General features: G+C 61.6%; 19 protein-coding genes. 6 read left to right on the forward strand and 13 right to left on the reverse strand.

Translation table 11 applies throughout. The features are described 5' to 3' along the window. Window positions 1-206: 206 nt before the first annotated feature. Complete coding sequence (locus CER19_RS03640; protein WP_116665435.1) at window positions 207-1,211, forward strand: Camphene synthase; 1,005 nt, start codon at window positions 207-209, stop codon at window positions 1,209-1,211. Between the two features lie 13 nt (window positions 1,212-1,224). On the opposite strand, the gene CER19_RS03645 is transcribed toward CER19_RS03640, so the two are convergent. Beyond that, window positions 1,225-2,397 carry an MFS transporter gene (locus CER19_RS03645; RefSeq protein WP_116665436.1) on the reverse strand — a complete coding sequence of 391 codons (1,173 nt, stop codon included), beginning with the start codon at window positions 2,395-2,397 and terminating at the stop codon, window positions 1,225-1,227. A 132-nt stretch (window positions 2,398-2,529) separates the two neighbouring features. Here CER19_RS03645 and CER19_RS03650 point away from each other — a divergent pair, with 132 nt between their 5' ends. Next, window positions 2,530-3,117: a TetR/AcrR family transcriptional regulator gene (locus tag CER19_RS03650; protein WP_116665437.1), complete on the forward strand. Its 588-nt coding sequence runs from the start codon at window positions 2,530-2,532 to the stop codon at window positions 3,115-3,117. On the opposite strand, the gene CER19_RS03655 is transcribed toward CER19_RS03650, so the two are convergent. From CER19_RS03655 to CER19_RS03670, 4 genes are all read right to left on the reverse strand, one after another. Continuing rightward, window positions 3,101-4,456 (reverse strand): MATE family efflux transporter, encoded by a 1,356-nt coding sequence (locus tag CER19_RS03655; RefSeq protein WP_116665438.1) that lies wholly within the window; start codon window positions 4,454-4,456, stop codon window positions 3,101-3,103. The two genes, CER19_RS03650 and CER19_RS03655, sit on opposite strands and share 17 nt — an antisense overlap. Before the next feature lie 19 nt (window positions 4,457-4,475). Continuing rightward, window positions 4,476-5,048: a DUF2239 family protein gene (locus CER19_RS03660; RefSeq protein ID WP_116665439.1), complete on the reverse strand. Its 573-nt coding sequence runs from the start codon at window positions 5,046-5,048 to the stop codon at window positions 4,476-4,478. Between the two features lie 125 nt (window positions 5,049-5,173). Next, the gene (locus tag CER19_RS03665) at window positions 5,174-5,821 is read right to left on the reverse strand and encodes an isochorismatase family protein (RefSeq protein ID WP_116665440.1); all 648 of its coding nucleotides are present in this window, start codon (window positions 5,819-5,821) and stop codon (window positions 5,174-5,176) included. A gap of 222 nt (window positions 5,822-6,043) precedes the next feature. Continuing rightward, window positions 6,044-6,817 (reverse strand): L-iditol 2-dehydrogenase, encoded by a 774-nt coding sequence (locus tag CER19_RS03670; protein WP_116665441.1) that lies wholly within the window; start codon window positions 6,815-6,817, stop codon window positions 6,044-6,046. A 250-nt stretch (window positions 6,818-7,067) separates the two neighbouring features. On the opposite strand from CER19_RS03670, the gene CER19_RS03675 reads away from it, so the two are divergent. Further along, on the forward strand, window positions 7,068-8,015 hold the full coding sequence (locus CER19_RS03675; RefSeq protein WP_116665442.1) for an AraC family transcriptional regulator: 948 nt from the start codon (window positions 7,068-7,070) through the stop codon (window positions 8,013-8,015). Here CER19_RS03675 and CER19_RS03680 read toward each other — a convergent pair. Beyond that, complete coding sequence (locus CER19_RS03680; RefSeq protein WP_116665443.1) at window positions 7,997-8,809, reverse strand: aminoglycoside phosphotransferase family protein; 813 nt, start codon at window positions 8,807-8,809, stop codon at window positions 7,997-7,999. The genes CER19_RS03675 and CER19_RS03680 overlap by 19 nt on opposite strands. A gap of 212 nt (window positions 8,810-9,021) precedes the next feature. Here CER19_RS03680 and CER19_RS03685 point away from each other — a divergent pair, with 212 nt between their 5' ends. Together CER19_RS03685 and CER19_RS03690 are read left to right on the forward strand one after the other, a co-directional pair. After that, entirely contained in the window at window positions 9,022-9,972 is a 951-nt protein-coding gene (locus tag CER19_RS03685) for a nucleoside-specific channel-forming protein Tsx (protein ID WP_116665444.1), read from the forward strand. 14 nt (window positions 9,973-9,986) lie between these two features. After that, on the forward strand, window positions 9,987-11,018 hold the full coding sequence (locus tag CER19_RS03690; protein WP_116665445.1) for a purine nucleoside permease: 1,032 nt from the start codon (window positions 9,987-9,989) through the stop codon (window positions 11,016-11,018). Between the two features lie 151 nt (window positions 11,019-11,169). On the opposite strand, the gene CER19_RS03700 is transcribed toward CER19_RS03690, so the two are convergent. The 6 genes from CER19_RS03700 to CER19_RS03725 all read right to left on the reverse strand — a co-directional run bounded on the left by CER19_RS03700 (window position 11,170) and on the right by CER19_RS03725 (window position 14,500). Beyond that, window positions 11,170-12,129 (reverse strand): zinc-binding alcohol dehydrogenase family protein, encoded by a 960-nt coding sequence (locus CER19_RS03700; protein WP_116665447.1) that lies wholly within the window; start codon window positions 12,127-12,129, stop codon window positions 11,170-11,172. Window positions 12,130-12,157: 28 nt separating this feature from the next. Beyond that, window positions 12,158-12,331 carry a DUF1427 family protein gene (locus CER19_RS03705; RefSeq protein WP_014718843.1) on the reverse strand — a complete coding sequence of 58 codons (174 nt, stop codon included), beginning with the start codon at window positions 12,329-12,331 and terminating at the stop codon, window positions 12,158-12,160. Window positions 12,332-12,400: 69 nt separating this feature from the next. Next, window positions 12,401-13,177, reverse strand: coding sequence for a helix-turn-helix transcriptional regulator (locus CER19_RS03710; RefSeq protein WP_116665448.1), 777 nt, complete (start codon window positions 13,175-13,177; stop codon window positions 12,401-12,403). Window positions 13,178-13,292: 115 nt separating this feature from the next. Next, window positions 13,293-13,463, reverse strand: coding sequence for a putative metallothionein (locus CER19_RS03715; RefSeq protein ID WP_019816816.1), 171 nt, complete (start codon window positions 13,461-13,463; stop codon window positions 13,293-13,295). Window positions 13,464-13,551: 88 nt separating this feature from the next. Then, window positions 13,552-14,007 carry a DMT family transporter gene (locus CER19_RS03720; RefSeq protein ID WP_116665449.1) on the reverse strand — a complete coding sequence of 152 codons (456 nt, stop codon included), beginning with the start codon at window positions 14,005-14,007 and terminating at the stop codon, window positions 13,552-13,554. 4 nt (window positions 14,008-14,011) lie between these two features. Further along, window positions 14,012-14,500: a DMT family transporter gene (locus CER19_RS03725; protein ID WP_014718846.1), complete on the reverse strand. Its 489-nt coding sequence runs from the start codon at window positions 14,498-14,500 to the stop codon at window positions 14,012-14,014. Window positions 14,501-14,619: 119 nt separating this feature from the next. Here CER19_RS03725 and CER19_RS03730 point away from each other — a divergent pair, with 119 nt between their 5' ends. Then, entirely contained in the window at window positions 14,620-15,552 is a 933-nt protein-coding gene (locus CER19_RS03730) for a LysR family transcriptional regulator (protein WP_116665450.1), read from the forward strand. 75 nt (window positions 15,553-15,627) lie between these two features. Here CER19_RS03730 and CER19_RS03735 read toward each other — a convergent pair whose 3' ends face one another. Beyond that, window positions 15,628-16,947 carry an Nramp family divalent metal transporter gene (locus CER19_RS03735; protein ID WP_116665451.1) on the reverse strand — a complete coding sequence of 440 codons (1,320 nt, stop codon included), beginning with the start codon at window positions 16,945-16,947 and terminating at the stop codon, window positions 15,628-15,630. Between the last annotated feature and the right edge of the window lie 31 nt (window positions 16,948-16,978).

Consider the following 16,978-nt stretch of genomic DNA (forward strand, 5'->3'; position numbering starts at 1 on the left):
CCTGGCGTCTTTCGAGGCTAGGGACGGGCGCCAGGAGGTAGGTCATGGTGCCCCCTTATCCCTTTTTTCAACCAAATTGATTTCAAACAGAACTAACAGATCAAATTGTATTTTTCGTCCGGGCTTCTAGATTGAAAAAAACGCCCTCCTTTCCCGACCCTTGGTCCGCAGTAACGTCCAATGGCATAGACACTCGGAGTCTTGCTATGAACGACATCCCCCCGCACTCAGCCCCGCCCAAAACCACAACCCACCTCCAGCTTCCTGCCCTTGAATGCCCGATACCACTGCGGGTCGATGAGGCGCTGGGCGACCACATCAATGAGCTGTTAGTGGGATGGGTGCGGCGAACCGGTATTTTCAAGGGTCAAGTGAAACACGTAAGGGCCTCGAATTTCGGACGCTTCGTGATGCTGTGCCACCCCGACACCGACGACGTACAACGCTTGTTGTTGGCTGCAAAATGCATGGCCGCATTGTTCGCGGTGGACGACCACTATTGTGATGACGAACGACGGGGCGCCAACCCCAAGTTATTGGGCGCGCGCTTATCACGTGCTCTGGCCACAATGGACAAGGCCTACCTGAATCCACCCCACGATCGCGCACTGAAACACGCGCTTGAGAGTGACCCGGTGCTGCGTGGCCTGAAAGGCTATATGAGCCATCTGGACCGCTACGGCACGGTGTCTCAAAAGGCGCGCGTACGACACGAGACCATCGCCATGTTCGTCAGCATGGGTGCAGAAGCGTCGTGGCGGATGGAACACAGCCTGCCCCGAATCTGGGAGTATCTGGCACATCGTCAAGTCAACAGCTTTATCCCCTGCATGGCCCTCATTGATATCGTTGGCGGCTATGAGCTTGAGGCCGATATCTATTTCTCTGCGCCTGTGCGTGAAGTGGTCGCGCTGGCCGCCAGTACAACCATGATCGTCAATGATCTGTTCTCCGCCGCCAAAGAGAAGCAGCCTGACCTCAGCGATTTCGACCTGCCCTCGTTGCTCGTACACGAACAGGGCCACTCGTTTCAGGATGCACTGGCGCTTAGTGCAGACATTCACAACGCACTCATGTGTCGGTACGAAACCAAGGAAAGACGAGCACTGGAACGCGCCTCGCCTTCGCTCCAGCGGTTTCTCGGTGGGGTAAAAGCCTGGCTGGCAGGCAATTACGAATGGCATCGGCACAGCGCTCGTTATCATGTGTGAGCCGACCCGACATTCAGCTCAAACGTCGATACCCCAACACGGCTGAGCCCATGACGATACCCCCCGCCGCCAGCGCCACCCAAAACCCGCTGGTGGCGCCAAAGTGGTCGATCATCCACCCCGAACTGGCGGCGCCAATGGCCACGCCGATGCTCAGGCCGGTGATCAGCCAGGTCATGCCTTCGGTAAGGCGGCTGGCCGGGACGATCTGCTCCACCATGGCCATCGACACAATCAAGGTGGGCGCGAAGAACAGCCCGGAGATAAAGATTGCAGCGGCCAACCCGGGAATATTGCTCACCAGCAGCAAGGGCAAGGTGGTCAACGCCGTGGCTACGCCGCAGTACAGGAACTGGCGTGGCAACGGCGCCTTGAGTTTGAGGGCACCGAAGGCCAACCCGGCCAGGCACGAACCAATGGCATACACCGACAGCACGATACTCGCCGCCGCCGGCTGGCCCTGATGCTGGGCGAAGGCCACGCTGACCACATCCACCACGCCGACGATCACGCCCATGGCCAGCAGCAAAATCATCAGGATCAATACCGACGGCGACGCAATCAGCCAGCGACCGTGCGCCCCCTGATGCGCGTGTATCGGTGGCTCGGTTTGCCGTTGCAGCACAAAGGTGGTGACGCCCACCGCCAGCAACAGCCCCGCCACCAAGGGCCCGGCTTCTGGGAACACCGCCACGCTCAACCCCACCGAAATGGGCGGGCCGATGATGAAGCACACCTCATCGAGCACCGACTCCAGGGCAAACGCGGTTTGCAGCCTGGGCTGGCCACGGTACAACTCGGTCCAGCGCGCCCGCACCATGGCCGACATATTGGGCATGCAGCCCGCCAGCGCGGCGAACAGAAACAGCGTCCAATTCGGCGCCTGCAACCGCGTACACAGCAGCAACATCAATAGCGCCCCGCCGCCGATCAGCGCGGCAATCGGCAGCACCCTGCCCTGGCCGTAGCGGTCCACCCAACGTGACACTTGCGGTGCGCAAATCGCCGTGGCCAGGGCAAACACCGCCGCCACCGAACCGGCCAGGCCATAGCCTCCATGTACTTGGGACAGCATGGTAATCAGGCCGATGCCGGTCATGGATATCGGCATGCGTGCCAGCATGCCGGCGAGTACAAAGGCCCTGGCACCGGGGACCTGGAATAATTCAGCGTAGGGGTTTGCCATCCTGCTTGACCTCTTGCTCGGCGCCCTGGGCTTGCTATCTGAAACCATCAGGGCAGAATACATACGGTGCGTATGTGGCAGATCATGCTTCGCATACGCAGCGTATGTCAATCACTTAGCCAAGAGACGCCCATGAGCCGAGCCCGAGCTGAAATGATCGAAGACACCCGCGCCCGCCTGATAGCGAGCGCGCGCCGGGCCTTCGCCACCCAAGGCTATGCCAATACCTCGATGGATGACTTCACTGCTAGCGCCGGGCTGACGCGCGGTGCGCTGTATCATCACTTTGGTGACAAAAAAGGGCTGCTGGCAGCGGTGGTCGCCCAACTCGACAGCGAGATGGACGCGCGCTTGCAACGCATCTCGGAGCAGGCCGTAGAGCCTTGGAGTGGTTTTTGCGAGCGCTGCCGCGCCTATCTGCGCATGGCCCAGGACCCGGAAATCCAGCGCATTGTATTGCAGGATGCCCCCGCGGTACTGGGCGACACCGGCTCCCAACAACACTGCGTGGAGTCCTTGCGCCAATTGCTGGAGGCCCTGATGCAAGCGGGCCTGATGCCTACGGCCCCCAGCCACGCACTGGCGCAGTTGATCAACGGCAGCCTGGTCAATACCGCGTTGTGGATTGCCCGGGATGAGCACCCGGGCACACGGCTGGAAGAAGGCTTGCAAGGCCTGGAGCTGCTCTTGCAGGGGTTGAGCCTCACACCAACCGCTTGATCTGCTTATGCCGCCACACCAGGCGGTAATAGGCGATCTGCAACACCAGCATCGCCAGATAGGTCACCGGAAATGCCATCCACACCCCTTCCAATCCGAAGTGGGCGTTGAACAGATAGGCCATTGGCAGTTCCACGCAGAGCACACAGAAGATCGAGATCGCCACCGGCATCAGCACCACGCCGCTGGCGCGCATGATGCCGCCGATCACCGCCTGGAAGCCAAATACGAGAATGCTCCAGAGCATGATGTGCAGCAGGTGTTCGGCCCGCACCCGTGCGCTGTCGTCGGTGATGAACAGGCCCAGTAACCAGTGGGACAAGCCGTAGCCGAGCACGATCAAGCCACCGGTGAGGCACAGGTTGATCACAAGCCCAGTGCGCAGGATCGGCCCGATGCGCTCCAGGCGCCCGGCACCAATCGCCTGGGCGCCGAGGATCGAGGCGGTGATGGCAATCGACAGCGCCGGGAACTGCACATAGTTGACGATCTGTGTCACCGCGCCATAGGCCGCCGTGGCCTGGGAGCCGTGGCCGTTGACCAAGGCCAGAATGACCAGTTCCGAAAGCGACAACACCACCATCTGCAAGCCCGTCGGCAGGCCGATACGCAGGACTTTGCCGAGGATGACGCGGTCCAGGCGCAAGGCCGCAAGCAGCTCGCGGTCTGGCGCCATCACGTGGTTTTTGTGGCGCAGGCGCAGGACCAAAAACAGCATTGCCAAGGCGTTGCCCACCAGCCCGGCATACACCGCACTCTGGATGCCCATGGGCGGCAGGCCGATCCAGCCGCGAATCAGCGCAGGCGTCAGCAGCAAGCCCACCAGGGTCGAGACCACCAATGCCAGCAACGGCGAAATCGTGTCGCTGACGCCACGCAACAGTTGGGTATAGAGGATGAACACCAGCAGCAACGGCATGATCAACATCATCATCTGGGCGTAGCCCACCGCATCGTCGAGCACGTCCACCGGGGTGCCCAACGCCTGCAATGCCGGGCGCGCAAACAGGCTGCCCAGCACGGCGGCCACCAGGCCCACCAACGCGCCCAGAGTCAGGGTGGCACCGGTAATCGCCTTGACCAGCCCGGTCTCCTGGGCGCCCCATGCCTGGCCGATCAACACCGAGGCGCCCGCCCCCAGGCCGATCACCAGGGCGATAAAGAAAAACACGATGGGAAACATCCCCGACACCGCGGCCAACGCCTGGGTGCCCAGCATCTGGCCAACGTAAATGCCGTTGAGGGTACCGGAAAAGCTCTGCAGGAAATTGGACAGCACCATCGGTGCCAGGAACATCAGGTAGATCTGCCACAGCGGGCGTTGCCGGGTAACGTCCATGAAGGTCTGAGCCCCTTGATTATTGGGCCGGGAAGGCATTGCGCGACAACCAGGCCAGGTAGGTGCGCACGTCCGTCGGCCAGTGCGCGATACTGTTCGAGAAGCCGGCCCTGTCCAGGGCAAACAGCGCGCGCGAGGCGTCTTCAAAGCCCGGCAGATTGCCGCCAATCGCGCTCATGAAGCGATAGCTGGCCTCCTTGGCCTGGCGCTGTTGATCAACGCTGGCATGGGCCATACGCGCTTCATCGACCAACCGGCGCAAGGCAGCCGACGCCCCCCCGCGCTGCTGGCCGAGCCACTCCCAATGACGCGGCAGCAAGGTGACTTCGCGGGCGACGACGCCCAACTTCGGACGGCCTACCGAGGGCGTTGCGGGTGGCTCGTCGTCGCCTTCGGCCTGGGGAGGCTGCGCCGCGTAACCTGCTGGCCACGGATAATCGACCTGCGTGCCGGTGGCGTCATCAAAGACCAGGAAGCTGCCGGCGGGCAACGCTTGAGCAACAAGGGCCTCGGCCACATCGACATAGGTGCCGGCGGCGATGCATTGATGACCTGCGAAAGCGGTGCAGAGGGAAAGGTTGTGCGTAGACATCTTTTATTACCCGGATGTTATTTGTTTTACCCGGATTATATTAGGCTGAATTTGCCGACTTGCAAGGATCTTTTGCAGGCGCGATCACCTACCCGGCAAAAGGTGTGCGAGGGCCGTAAATCCTCTTAACGCGCGACCATCGCGGCCAGTTCTTCGCGGGTGCGACTGATGTCTGCACCGGCCTTGAGCAACGCGTTGACGGCCTGTACACCGCCCTCCTCGCTGATGCTGCGGCACGCCGGCAGGTGCAGAACGACCTGCAGGCCGGCCTTGAGCAATTGCAGTGCGGTGGTCTTGACGCAGTAGTCCAACGCCAGGCCGCCGACGATCACACGGGCCACGCCGTGGGCCTTGAGGTACTCGATGACGCCGGTGGACAGTTTGTCGTGCAGGTCGTGGTAACAGGCGCCGTAGGGGTGCAGGTCGGGCTCGACCCCTTTCCAGATGAAGTAGTCGTAGTCATAGGGCGTGGGCAACTCATCGAGCAGGGTGAACCCCTCGGTGCCCGGCACGCAGTGGCTGACCCAGGTCACATCGGCATGGGCCAGGCCGGTGGGTTGCAGCATCTCGCTGTGCTGCGCAACCACCCAGGGTGCGTGGGGGGTGTGGGCGTCCTTGCTGCCGATGCGGTGGTCGGCGAGGCTGGCCATGTAGTTGAGTTCGGCGCCTATATGGTCGCCACCGGCTACCGGCAATTCGTTGGGGCACAAAGGCGTGAAGCTCTTCTGGGCGTCGACGTCGAATGAAGCGATGGCGGCTTTCGAAAGGCTCATGGTCGTTCTCTGGTGGTCTGCACATACGACCGCCTCCGGGGCGAGCGTAGAAACTTGAAGTATGGGGCAGTTTACTGCGGGGATCGATGCGTTACTGACTCACCCTATTCTCAAGAATGCTGAAGTTCAAAGGTGGGAGCTGGCTTGCCTGCGATAACTGGAGTGAATCCACCAACGCTATCGCAGGCAAGCCAGCTCCCACAGTTGGGTCAGCGTCAAACACTAGTTCATCCAATTGCCGCCATCAACGTTATAGGTCTGGGCCACCACATAATCGGCGTCCTTCGACGCCAGGAAGATCGCCATGCCGGTCAGGTCTTCAGCCGTGCCCATCCGCCCAAACGGCACCTCATCCCCTACGCGCTTTTTCTTCTCGCCAGGCGCCAGCCCTTCATGCCTGGCAAACAGCGCATCCACCCCATCCCAATGCTCACCGTCCACCACACCGGGGGCGATGGCATTCACATTGATGCCTTGCTTGATCAGGTTCAACCCCGCCGATTGCGTCAGGCTGATCACCGCCGCCTTGCCCGCACAATAAACCGCCACCAGCGGCTCGCCGCGCCGCCCGGCCTGGCTGGCCATGTTGATGATCTTGCCGCCATGCCCTTGGCTGATCATCTGCCGGGCTGCGGCCTGCAGGGTGAACAGGGTGCCGGCGACGTTGATCGAGAACAGCCGTTCAAAGCTGTCGCGGGTGATGTCGACGATGGGGGCCAGGTCGAACAGGGCGGCGTTGTTGATCAGAATATCGAGCTTGCCCGCATGGCTCACCACCGTGGTGATGGCCGCGTCGATGGAGGCTTGGTCGGTGACATCCATCGCCACGGCGTAAGCCTGCGGCCCCAGTTCGGCAGCGGTGGCTTGGGCCTGTTGCAGGTTGATGTCGGCAATGGCTACCGTGGCGCCTTCAGCGATGTAGGCCTGGGCAAACGCACGGCCAATGCCACGCGCCGATCCGGTGATCAGCGCGCTTTTACCTTCGAGTCGTTTCATAGGGTGTCCTGAAAAGGTTATTGCCGGTAGCCGGTGAGCGTCGCCGAGAACAGCTTGCCGCCCCTTGTTGTTGAGCCTCGATTACAGCAGCTTGGCCTGCCGCCTCACAAACGGCTGGCGAATGCGAGGCTGATACTTTTTTAACCTGAGGCACAGGATCAAAAAAGTATCAGTCTCAGGCGGAACCGGGGCTAGCGCACCGATTGCCAGTGCGGGTATTTTGGGAAGCACCACCACAAGAGGCAGCACCATGCCCGTCAGCCCCGCCACCCTGTTTGAGCATCGCCCTGCGGAGCTTGAGGTGATCCTGCCCGAACCGGAACATGGCTTTCGCTGGCTAGAACATGACTATCCTTATGAACTGGCGCGCTGGAACCATCACCCTGAGTTCGAAATCCACCTGATTCGTCAAGGCAACGGCAAGCTGGTGGCGGGCGACTATATCGGTGCGTTCACCGCCGGGCATGTCGCACTGATCGGCCCTGGCCTGCCCCACGACTGGATCGGTGACCTGGCCCCCGGCGAATACCTGCACGGGCGCGATGTGGTGCTGCAATTCGACGGCGCCGCCCTGCTCGCCCTGCGCACCACCCTGCCTGAGCTCGGTGATTTACAGTCACTGTTTGCACGGGCGCGACGGGGCATAGAATTCACCGGCGAGACCGCAACGAGCGCGGCAGGGCTGATGGAGGCCATCGGCAGCGCCCATGGGTTGCAACGCCTGACCCTGTTCCTGCAACTGCTCGACACCCTGAAGAACGCACCGCCTGCACAGGCCAATACCCTGGCCAGCCCGTGCTACGCACCGACTCTGGATGCGCGCAGCGCCGAACGTATCAACAAGGCGTTTGACTACCTGATGCAGGAGTTGACCGGCGATGTACGCCTATCGGATATCGCCCGGCAATTGGACATGAGCGAACCGGGCTTTTCGCGGTTTTTCAAGCGCAACACCGGCCACGGCTTTATCGACCTGATGCGCAAGTTCCGCGTGCAGCGTGCCTGCCGCTTGTTGTTGCACAGCCAGATGTCAGTGGCGGACATCTGCTTTGAGGTGGGCTACGCCAACCTGTCGAATTTCAACCGCCACTTTCGTATCGAAATGCACCAGACGCCGAGTGAATACCGGCGGCAGGCCGCACTTCAATTATTCACCGCGGTTACCCGTCACCCGCCGCCTTACTCGCCCGCCCCTTGAGCCAGTGCCTGCTGTGCCAGACGGGCAACCTGCAACTCAATCACGGCACGCTCGCGCTCCTGGTCTTCCAGAAACCAGGCGGCAGACAACCCGGCATGAGCCACCACCCATTGCAACAAGCGTGGACGCGAGAGACCCGCCGCCAAGGCGATAACCCCGACCTGGCGGCTGAAACGCAGCGGGTCGCTACTGGTCGGCAAATCCGGGTTGCAGATCAAATTAGCGTAATCGTAACCGCGCTCGCCCATCACCCGCTTTGGATCAATCGCCAGCCAGCCCCGAGAGCCAAAGTCGAGGATATTGTCGTGATGGCAATCACCATGCAGTACCACCACTTCCTGTTGCGCAGCCAGCAATGTGCGGGCCATTACCGCGCAGTCGCGTAAGGCGCCACCCTCCTGCTCGGCGGCGTGCCACAAGGAACTGAACCACTCGTCCAGCCCCACCAACCCTTCGGGCGGCGACGCACGAGGCGAATGCAGCCGGGCCAGGGTGGCGCAGGCTATCTGGCTGGCTTCGTCGTCCTGGCCATTGAGGGCCATGCGCATCAAGGAACCTGGCCCCATGGCGCGTTCCATCAACACTGCGGTGTGGTCATGGGCGAACACCCGTGCCGCGCCGTCGCCTGCCCACCAGCTCAGCAGGCGGCCGCCGAGTTTTTCCTCAGGCGTATGGGCAATTTTCAGCATCGCCGGCACGCCTTTCCAGCGCACCGGCAAGAGGTGGCTGCCAGGTGTGACGATAGGCTCTCCATCGACACTTAGGCTCCAGGCACGCAGGTAGTGTTCGAACATCAGGTTCCTCCAGATCGTTGGCGTCTGAGGATGACAGAAATCCCCCTATTTTCCTGACCAAATCGTCGGCTAATTGCTCTTTTTTCTAAACAGTTCAAGCCATTGACCCAAGTTGGTACAGCCTGTGCAAACGTTTGCGGAACGAACTTGACCGCCAAGTTCACTCCTCCCCGTCGAATCGGGTTTAAACCGCCTAAGAATAAGGACTTTCAATGCACCCCACCTCAAAGCCTCGTGCTGGTCTTGGCGTTTCGTTGCTACTGGCCGCCGTTACGGGAGTACTCAGTGCACCCATTTTGGCGCAGGAAAAGCCCATCGATGACTCAGCACAGGGCGAAACCCTCAGCCCTGAAGCCAACCCCCCGGCGAAAAAAGGCGTCTATCTGTCCGAGTGGTTTAACCAGGACCTCACGCTGATTGGCAGCAAAGACATCAGTTTCGGCCCCAAGCCTCAAGATGACGTCTACCTGGAATACGAGTACTTCGGACGCAAGGGCCCCTTTGAGTTGTACGGCTATATCGATGTGCCGAAGATTCTCACCATCGGCAACAGTAATGACAAAGGCGTGTGGGACCATGGCTCGCCGGTGTTCATGGAGCATGAACCGCGGATCTCCATCGACTACCTCGCAGGACGCAGCCTGGCAATTGGCCCATTCAAGGAATGGTATGTGGCCTTTGACTGGATCTACGACCACGGCAGCCGCAAGGAAAACCGCGCCAACACCTTGTACAGCGGCCTGGGCACCGATATCGACACCCACTCGCGGGTCAACTTGTCGGCCAACTTCTACGGGCGCTACCAGTGGGAAAACTACGGCGCCAGCAATGAGTATTCCTGGGACGGCTACCGGGCGCAGATGAAATACATCGTGCCCATCGGCAAGTTCGACAACGGCGCCTCGCTGACCTACATCGGTTTTACCAACTACGATTTCGGCTCGGACCTGCACAAGGACAACCCGGCACGTACCGCCAATTCCCTGGTGGCCACCAATGTGTTGCTGTACTCGTTTACCCACCTGCGCTTTACCCTGGTCGGCCGTTACTTTCACAACGGCGGCAACTGGGAGGACGGCAGCGAGTTGAATTTCGGCGAAGGCAACTTCCGCGCACGCTCAGACGGCTGGGGTTACTACGCCGGCGTGGGCTACCAATTCTGATCAAGGAGCTGTAGATGAACGCATTGACTCGTGTCTCGCTGGCCGTCGGCCTGGCCCTATTGCCCCACGTGGTGCTGGCGGATAGCCCGGCGCCGATCAAACCCAAGGTGATGCTGATCACCATGTTCGCCCCAGAGGCGCAAACCTGGATCGACCGTCTGGCCCTCAAGCAAGAAGTACGCGTACCGGGCTTGTCCGCCGAGTACCCGGTGATTCGCTGCAACGCCCAGGACGTGTGCCTGCTGGTAACCGGCATGGGCCAAACCAACGCTGCCGCGTCTACCCTGGCCCTGGCCTTGTCGCCCAAGTTCGACCTGCGCCAGAGCTACTTCCTGGTCGCCGGGATCGCCGGCATCAACCCCAAGCACGGCACCATCGGTACCGCGGCATGGGCCCATTACCTAGTGGAGTTCGGCACGCAGTGGGAGCTGGATTCACGGGACGCGCCCAAGGACTGGCCGACAGGCTATATCGGGATCAACACCAAGGGGCCCAACGAAAAACCACCGCTGGACTACAAGACCGAAGTGTTTGAGCTCAACCCCAAGCTGCAAGCCAAGGCGTTTGCCTTGTCGCACAAGGTGGAGCTGACAGAAAGCACAGAATCCGCCGCCTGGCGCAAACACTACCCCGCCGCCCCGGCCAACCAACCGCCGCAAGTCACCCGCTGCGACACCCTGGCGGGCAACACCTGGTTTTCCGGTACCCGGTTGAGCGAACGTGCCGAAGTCTGGACCCAGTTGCTCACCGACAACAAAGGCGAATACTGCACCACCCAACAGGAAGACAACTCCACCTACGAAGCGCTGCTGCGCGCCAGCCGCGAAGGCTTGGTGGATATCCAGCGCCTGGCCGTGGTGCGCGCAGGTTCCGACTTTGACCGGCCTTACCCTGGCTACAGCGAAGTGGACAACCTGCTCAAGTATGCGGACCAGGGTGGGTTTGTACCGGCGCTGGAAAACCTGTACCGCACGGGCAACCCGTTGGTCCAGGCGATTGTGAAGAACTGGTCGGCGTGGGAAAAAGGCGTTCCCGAAACCGAATAAAGATCAACACTGTGGGAGCGGGCTTGCTGTGGCGAGCAAGCTTGCTTGCGCTGGGGTGCGTAGCGCCCCCAAAAAAGCCGGCTCCAGCTGCGCTGTCGAGCGGGAGCAAGCTCCCTCGCCACAGCAAGCCCGCTCCCACATTTCTATCCCATCACGGCAGGAAAATGATTTTGTCTGGGCTGCCGTTGTTCACTTCTGCATAGCACTGAACACCCTCCACCAACGCCACTTCACGCAACCCCGTAGGCAACGGCAACAGGCCTTCATCAAAGAAGCGCCCAAACGCCTCCAACATCACCGCGCATTGTTCGCAGCTGTACAGCAACGAGTTGACCCCCACCACCGACCCGCCCTTACGGTACAGCGCCAGGGCGGGCAACTGCACGTGGCCGTCAACCGGGGCGGCGATGATGGCGATGCGGCCGAACGGTGCCAGCCCCGCCACTGCGGCAGGCAGCCAGAAACCGGTGGTGTCAAAGATCACGTCGGCGCCGCCCTTGAACACGGCCTGCACTTGCGCGCCCAGAGCCTCTGGCTTGCCCAAGGCAATCGCGTCCAACCCTTGAGCCTGCAACAACTCGAGCTGATCGGCCTTGCGCACCGCCGCCAGCACCTGCGCACCGCGTATCTTCGCCAGCGCCAACGCCGCACTGCCGACCGCGCCGTTGGCGCCGATCACCAGCAAACGCGTGCCCTTGCCAACGCCGCTGCGCTCCAGGGCATCCCAGGCGGTGGTATAGGGCACGCCGAGGCTGGCCGCCTGGGCAAAGCTCAAATGCGTGGGTTTGTGCGCCACGCCTTTGGCTGATACGCGCAGGTATTGGGCATGGGAACCGTCAGCGAAAAAACCCAAGCCCCGACCGGTGCCCCAGACTGCCTGGCCGAGCATTGCCTGCGGGCCCTCCACCACCACGCCGGCAAAATCACGCCCAGGGATGCGTGGCAGTGTGGTGTAGGGGAAACGACCCAGCACGTTTTTGACGTCGCTGGGGTTCAGGCCCGCAGCTTTAATCTGAACCAGCACCTCACCGGCAGACGGTACCGGCATGGGCACCTCCACCAGGCGCAGGTTGGCGAGGTCGCCGGTGGCGGTAAATTGAAGTGCGTTCATCGAGGGCATCCGTCGAAGGGAAAAGGGATCAGGACAACCAACCACTGACCAACTGCCGCGCCATGGGCCAGAGCTTTTCGCCGAGCAGCATGCCCATCAGGCCGACCAGTGCGATAGCGGGCGGTGCAGGCGAGCGGAAGTCCAGCGCGCCGTAGATCACGCCGACAAACAGGCCGATGGCCAAGGAAATCAAATAGCTCATGAAAACTGCGCCCGATTGATTGATGAGCTCAGTCTAGGGCGCGTCTACCGTGGGTATCGGCCAAGTGCTTCAGGATTTCGGCCAACCCCTGTACTGCGACGGCGACACTCCCAGTTCACGTCGGAACATGTCGCTGAAGCTGCTGGGCGAATAGCCCAGGGTGCGCGCTATGCCGCTCACCGACTGGCCCTGGATCAACTCCGCCGCCGCCGTGGCCAACTGCACCTGACGGCGCCACTGGGCAAACCCCATGCCCAGGTGCTGCTGGAACAACCGCGCCAGGGTGCGCACGCTGGCGCCCGCCGCCTCGGCGTGCTGCTCGAACGGGATGTCCAGGGAGGGCGACGCCATGACCGCCTGGCACGCATTGATCAGCCGACGATCAGCCGCCACCGGCATGGCAATGCGAATAGGCGAGCGACGTGCACGTTGCAACTCCAGCAGGGCCAGACCTACGACAGCCTCATAGTAGGCCGCATCGCCGTGATCGCCCTGCTCCACTAATGTCACGATCAACTCCCGCAACAAGCGGCCCACTTCGATGACCTGCACCTGGCTGTCCAGGGTCGCCGCCAACGCCGGGCGCAGGTAGATATTGCGCATCTGCAAATCGGAGACCACGCGGATCCCGTGCTCCACCCCCGGCGGCAACCACACCGCGCGCTGGGGCGGCACCACGAGGGCTTCGCGGGGCGTCTCGACCCACATCACACCGCTCATGGCATAGAGCAGTTGGCCCCAATCGTGACTGTGCGGCTCTACGTACAACCCACGCGGGTAGGTACGCGCCAACGGCTGCACGGGAACGGCGTGATCACTGAGATCGGGGGGCGCGGCCAGGGCCATGGCGGGTACACATCAATCGGGGACAGGCGAGCATGGGAAAGACTGGTCGCCGGCAAGCGAACTGTTTTTACTTATCCTGCAGGCACCGGGTGCCCGGGCCTGCAGGTCAACCCTGTCAACCGTGGGCCGACTTGGCGCATTCGCAGCCCGTCGCTGCGGCGCACGGCTCACCGTGAGCATGGTGCTCGGCACAGCCCTGACAGCAATAGCCCTTGCCGTCTTTCATTATTGCGTCAGCGCCCAGTACACATTTGCAGTGGGGGCAAGCACAGGTTTGATCTGGCATGGTCAGACTCCTTTTTCATGGTCGTCCGATGCGGCGAGCGCCGCACCTTAAGCAGTGACCCTGGGCAAGCAAGCATGGTTCAGCGCCGTCAGTCGGCCCGGCGGCTATTACTGCGGTACATGAACACCAACGCCAGGGCGAGCAACAGCATCGCGAGGATACGACTGCCCGACAGCTCGATCGCCGGGTTGCCCAGCCAGCCAAAGTTGTCGATCAACATGCCCATGCCCAGTTGCCCGACAATCACCGCCACCGTAGCGACTGCCGTGCCGACCACCGGCACCGCGCCGACCATCACCATCATGTACACCACGCCAAACAGGGCACCGGTCAATTGCCACTTTGGCACCTCCAGCAGGCTGACGGCCTGGGCCGGCTCGAAGAAAAATATCAACAGCGCCGTGGTCAGCGCACCCACCGCGAAGGTCAACAGACTGCTGCGCAATACCCCCACAGCCTGGCCCAGACGCCCATTGATAGCGGCCTGTACACTCAGCACCGCCCCCGCTGCAATCACCACCACCAACAACATAAACACATTCATCGCCTTAGCCTCGTGCAATCAGAACCAGTGCCGCCACAATCAACGCCAACGCGATCCAGCGCTCGCCATTGACCCGTTTGCGCGCCGTGCCGAACCAGCCGAAATGGTCGATCAACACACTCTTGCCCACCTGGCCCGAGAGGATCGCAATCATGGTCATCGCGATGCCGATGTGCGGTGTGGCCAGGGTCAACACCACTACATACATCGGCCCCAGAAAGCCGCCGATCAACTGCCAGCGCGGCAGTTGCGTGAATGCCGGGCCCTTTTGCGGGCCGCTGAACAGCAGCAGTAAAAACAGGATTGCGGTGCCAACACCAAAGATGCTCAACGTTGCCCACAAATGCCCGACCTGCGCGCCCAATGGCCCGAGCAAACCGGCCTCCACCGACAGGCCCATGCCCGCCAGAATCACCAACGGCAACAGCAGCAGCCGTAGAAGGTTGTTACTCGGCCTGGCCTGCGCCAGGCCCTCGGTAGAACGTGCCTGCATACATCACCCGCGTATCAAGAAAGGAAAAACATGACGCGCATTATCCGGTGGCCGTTCTGTGCGATAAATGGGAGTATGCAGACAACACCTTTGCGCAAAACGCACAGAATGGAGAGATGATGCAGGGCTTGAATGAACTGAGTTTCAAGGCGCTACGCCTCTTTGTGGCCGTGCTGGACCAGGGCAGCTTTTCCGAAGTAGCCCGCCGTGAAAGCCTGGCGCCCTCCTCCATTTCGCGGCAGATTCAACTGATGGAACAGGCCGTCGGCCAGCAATTGCTCTACCGCCATACGCGTGCCGTCAGCCCCACCGAAGCCGGCCGCCTGCTGGGCCGCCACGCGCGCTTGCTACTGGAGCAACTGGAGACGGCGAACCAAGCCCTGCAGGAGCAAGACAGCGAGCCCAGCGGCCTGGTGCGCATCAACGCGCCCATGGTGTTCGGCCAGCGTCACCTTTCACCCTGGCTGGGAGGGTTATGCCGGCGCTACCCGAAGCTGCAACTGGATATCCAGCAGACCGACACCTTCGTCGACCCGCTGCAAGACGGCACCGACCTGCTGTTTCGTATCGGCGTGCTCAATGACTCGGGCATGCAGGCGCGCATCTTCGCGCCGCAACGCTTTCGCATCGCAGCCAGCCCCGCCTACCTGGCCCAGCATGGCACGCCGCGTCACCCCGACGAATTGGCCCACCACCACTGCCTGGCCTACAAAGGCATCACCGGCCAGCAGCGCTGGTTCTTCCGCCGCGGCCAAGGCGACTGGACAGCCTACAGCGTCAGCGGCCCCATCACCGGCAACCACGCCGACACACTCACCCACGCCGCCGAACAAGGCCTGGGCCTGGTGGTGTTTCCTTCCTGGCTGATTGGCGAAAGCCTGCGCGCCGGTACCTTGCAGGCGGTGCTCGGCGAATACGACGTTGCGACAACCCTGGAGCCCCAACAGATCGCCGCGTTGTGGCCGGGCAGCCGCAGGCTCTCGCTGAAGGTGCGCACGGTGATCGACTATTTCGTGGAGTGTTTTGGGACGGTGCCGTATTGGGATCGGTGAGTGTGACCGCCCCCTGACGGAGCGCAAACTGTTCGAAGGCCGGGTTGAGAAAAAGAGCACTGACTCAACCCTGGCTCAGAACACCCACTGCCCAATCAACCACGCATTCGCCCCACTGATCACCGCGAACAGAAACCACGCCAGCAGCCGCGTGGGCAACCGGTTGACGAAAGGCCCCATCAATTGCTTGTCGCCGGTCATGCGGATCAACGGGTACAACGCAAAGGGCAATTGCAGGCTCAGCACCACCTGGCTGAGAATCAGCAGCTTGCCGATAGCATCGTCACCCATCAGCCATACCCCGAGAAACGCCGGGATCAGCGCCAGCCCACGAGTAATCAGGCGGCGCTGCCAGCAGGGTATGCGCAGGTTCAGGTACCCCTCCATGATCACTTGCCCGGCAATGGTGCCGGTAAAGGTCGAACTCTGGCCAGAAGCCAGCAAGGCGATACCGAACAGGATGCTGGCGAAAGCACCGCCGACCAAGGGGTCGAGCAGGTGATAGGCGTCCTGGATTTCCACCACATCGGTATGGCCGGTTTTGTAGAAGGCCGCCGCGGCCAACACCAGGATCGCGGCGTTGACCAACAGCGCCAAGGCCAGGGAGCCAATGGTGTCGATACGCGCCAGCTTGACTGCATCCTGCTTGCTCGCCAGGTCCTTGCCGATCAGGCGGGTCTGCACGATAGAGGGGTGCAGGTAGAGGTTATGGGGCATGACCGTGGCGCCGAGGATGCCGATGGCCAGGTACAACGGCGCCGCATCGCTGATGGCCGACAGTGACGGGGGGAAACCGCTGAGCACGTCGGGCCAGTAGGGTTTGATCAGCACCAGTTCGATGAAAAAGCACACGCCGATGGTGGCGACCAGCGCCAGCATGATCGCTTCCAGGCGGCGAAACCCACGATTTTGCAGGGCCAGGATCAACAGCGTATCGAAGGCAGTAATGACAATGCCGGTGGTCAACGACACCCCCAGCAACAGGTGAAACGCCAGGGCGCAGCCGAGCACTTCGGCAAGGTCTGTGGCGATGATGGAAATTTCCGCCAACACCCACTGGGTACGAGAAGAACGCTGGCTGTAGCGCTCACGGCACAGTTGCGCCAGGTCCTTGCCGGTGGCGATGCCCAGCCGTGAACACAGGCACTGCACCGCCATCCCCGCCAGGCTGGCCAGCAGTACCACAAACAACAGGCTGTAGCCGTAGCGTGAGCCGGCTTCAATGGCCGTTGCCCAATTGCCGGGGTCCATGTAGCCGATGGAGATCAGCAGGCCGGGGCCAGCAAACATCAACACCCGTTTAAAAAACGACGCCTTGGGATCAACAGCGACAGAGCCGGCCACTTCCGGCGGGCAGAACGGGGCGGTAGCGATTTTCGGCAGGCTGAATTTCACGCAGTATTCCAGGTAAACACAAGACTTGGGC

The sequence above is a fragment of the Pseudomonas sp. GL93 genome (assembly GCF_003408955.1).
Lineage (GTDB): Bacteria > Pseudomonadota > Gammaproteobacteria > Pseudomonadales > Pseudomonadaceae > Aquipseudomonas > Aquipseudomonas paracarnis.

What these genes read in the sequence shown, in the direction of transcription:
- CER19_RS03650 (WP_116665437.1), top strand. Translation starts at nt 2,530, where the DNA reads ATGAGCCGAGCCCGAGCTGAAATGATCGAAGACACCCGCGCCCGCCTG.
- CER19_RS03690 (WP_116665445.1), top strand. Translation starts at nt 9,987, where the DNA reads ATGAACGCATTGACTCGTGTCTCGCTGGCCGTCGGCCTGGCCCTATTG.
- CER19_RS03640 (WP_116665435.1), top strand. Translation starts at nt 207, where the DNA reads ATGAACGACATCCCCCCGCACTCAGCCCCGCCCAAAACCACAACCCAC.
- CER19_RS03655 (WP_116665438.1), bottom strand. Translation starts at nt 4,456, where the DNA reads ATGGACGTTACCCGGCAACGCCCGCTGTGGCAGATCTACCTGATGTTC.
- CER19_RS03665 (WP_116665440.1), bottom strand. Translation starts at nt 5,821, where the DNA reads ATGAGCCTTTCGAAAGCCGCCATCGCTTCATTCGACGTCGACGCCCAG.
- CER19_RS03660 (WP_116665439.1), bottom strand. Translation starts at nt 5,048, where the DNA reads ATGTCTACGCACAACCTTTCCCTCTGCACCGCTTTCGCAGGTCATCAA.
- CER19_RS03725 (WP_014718846.1), bottom strand. Translation starts at nt 14,500, where the DNA reads ATGCAGGCACGTTCTACCGAGGGCCTGGCGCAGGCCAGGCCGAGTAAC.
- CER19_RS03715 (WP_019816816.1), bottom strand. Translation starts at nt 13,463, where the DNA reads ATGCCAGATCAAACCTGTGCTTGCCCCCACTGCAAATGTGTACTGGGC.
- CER19_RS03680 (WP_116665443.1), bottom strand. Translation starts at nt 8,809, where the DNA reads ATGTTCGAACACTACCTGCGTGCCTGGAGCCTAAGTGTCGATGGAGAG.
- CER19_RS03720 (WP_116665449.1), bottom strand. Translation starts at nt 14,007, where the DNA reads ATGAATGTGTTTATGTTGTTGGTGGTGGTGATTGCAGCGGGGGCGGTG.
- CER19_RS03710 (WP_116665448.1), bottom strand. Translation starts at nt 13,177, where the DNA reads ATGGCCCTGGCCGCGCCCCCCGATCTCAGTGATCACGCCGTTCCCGTG.
- CER19_RS03705 (WP_014718843.1), bottom strand. Translation starts at nt 12,331, where the DNA reads ATGAGCTATTTGATTTCCTTGGCCATCGGCCTGTTTGTCGGCGTGATC.
- CER19_RS03685 (WP_116665444.1), top strand. Translation starts at nt 9,022, where the DNA reads ATGCACCCCACCTCAAAGCCTCGTGCTGGTCTTGGCGTTTCGTTGCTA.
- CER19_RS03700 (WP_116665447.1), bottom strand. Translation starts at nt 12,129, where the DNA reads ATGAACGCACTTCAATTTACCGCCACCGGCGACCTCGCCAACCTGCGC.
- CER19_RS03645 (WP_116665436.1), bottom strand. Translation starts at nt 2,397, where the DNA reads ATGGCAAACCCCTACGCTGAATTATTCCAGGTCCCCGGTGCCAGGGCC.
- CER19_RS03730 (WP_116665450.1), top strand. Translation starts at nt 14,620, where the DNA reads ATGCAGGGCTTGAATGAACTGAGTTTCAAGGCGCTACGCCTCTTTGTG.
- CER19_RS03670 (WP_116665441.1), bottom strand. Translation starts at nt 6,817, where the DNA reads ATGAAACGACTCGAAGGTAAAAGCGCGCTGATCACCGGATCGGCGCGT.
- CER19_RS03675 (WP_116665442.1), top strand. Translation starts at nt 7,068, where the DNA reads ATGCCCGTCAGCCCCGCCACCCTGTTTGAGCATCGCCCTGCGGAGCTT.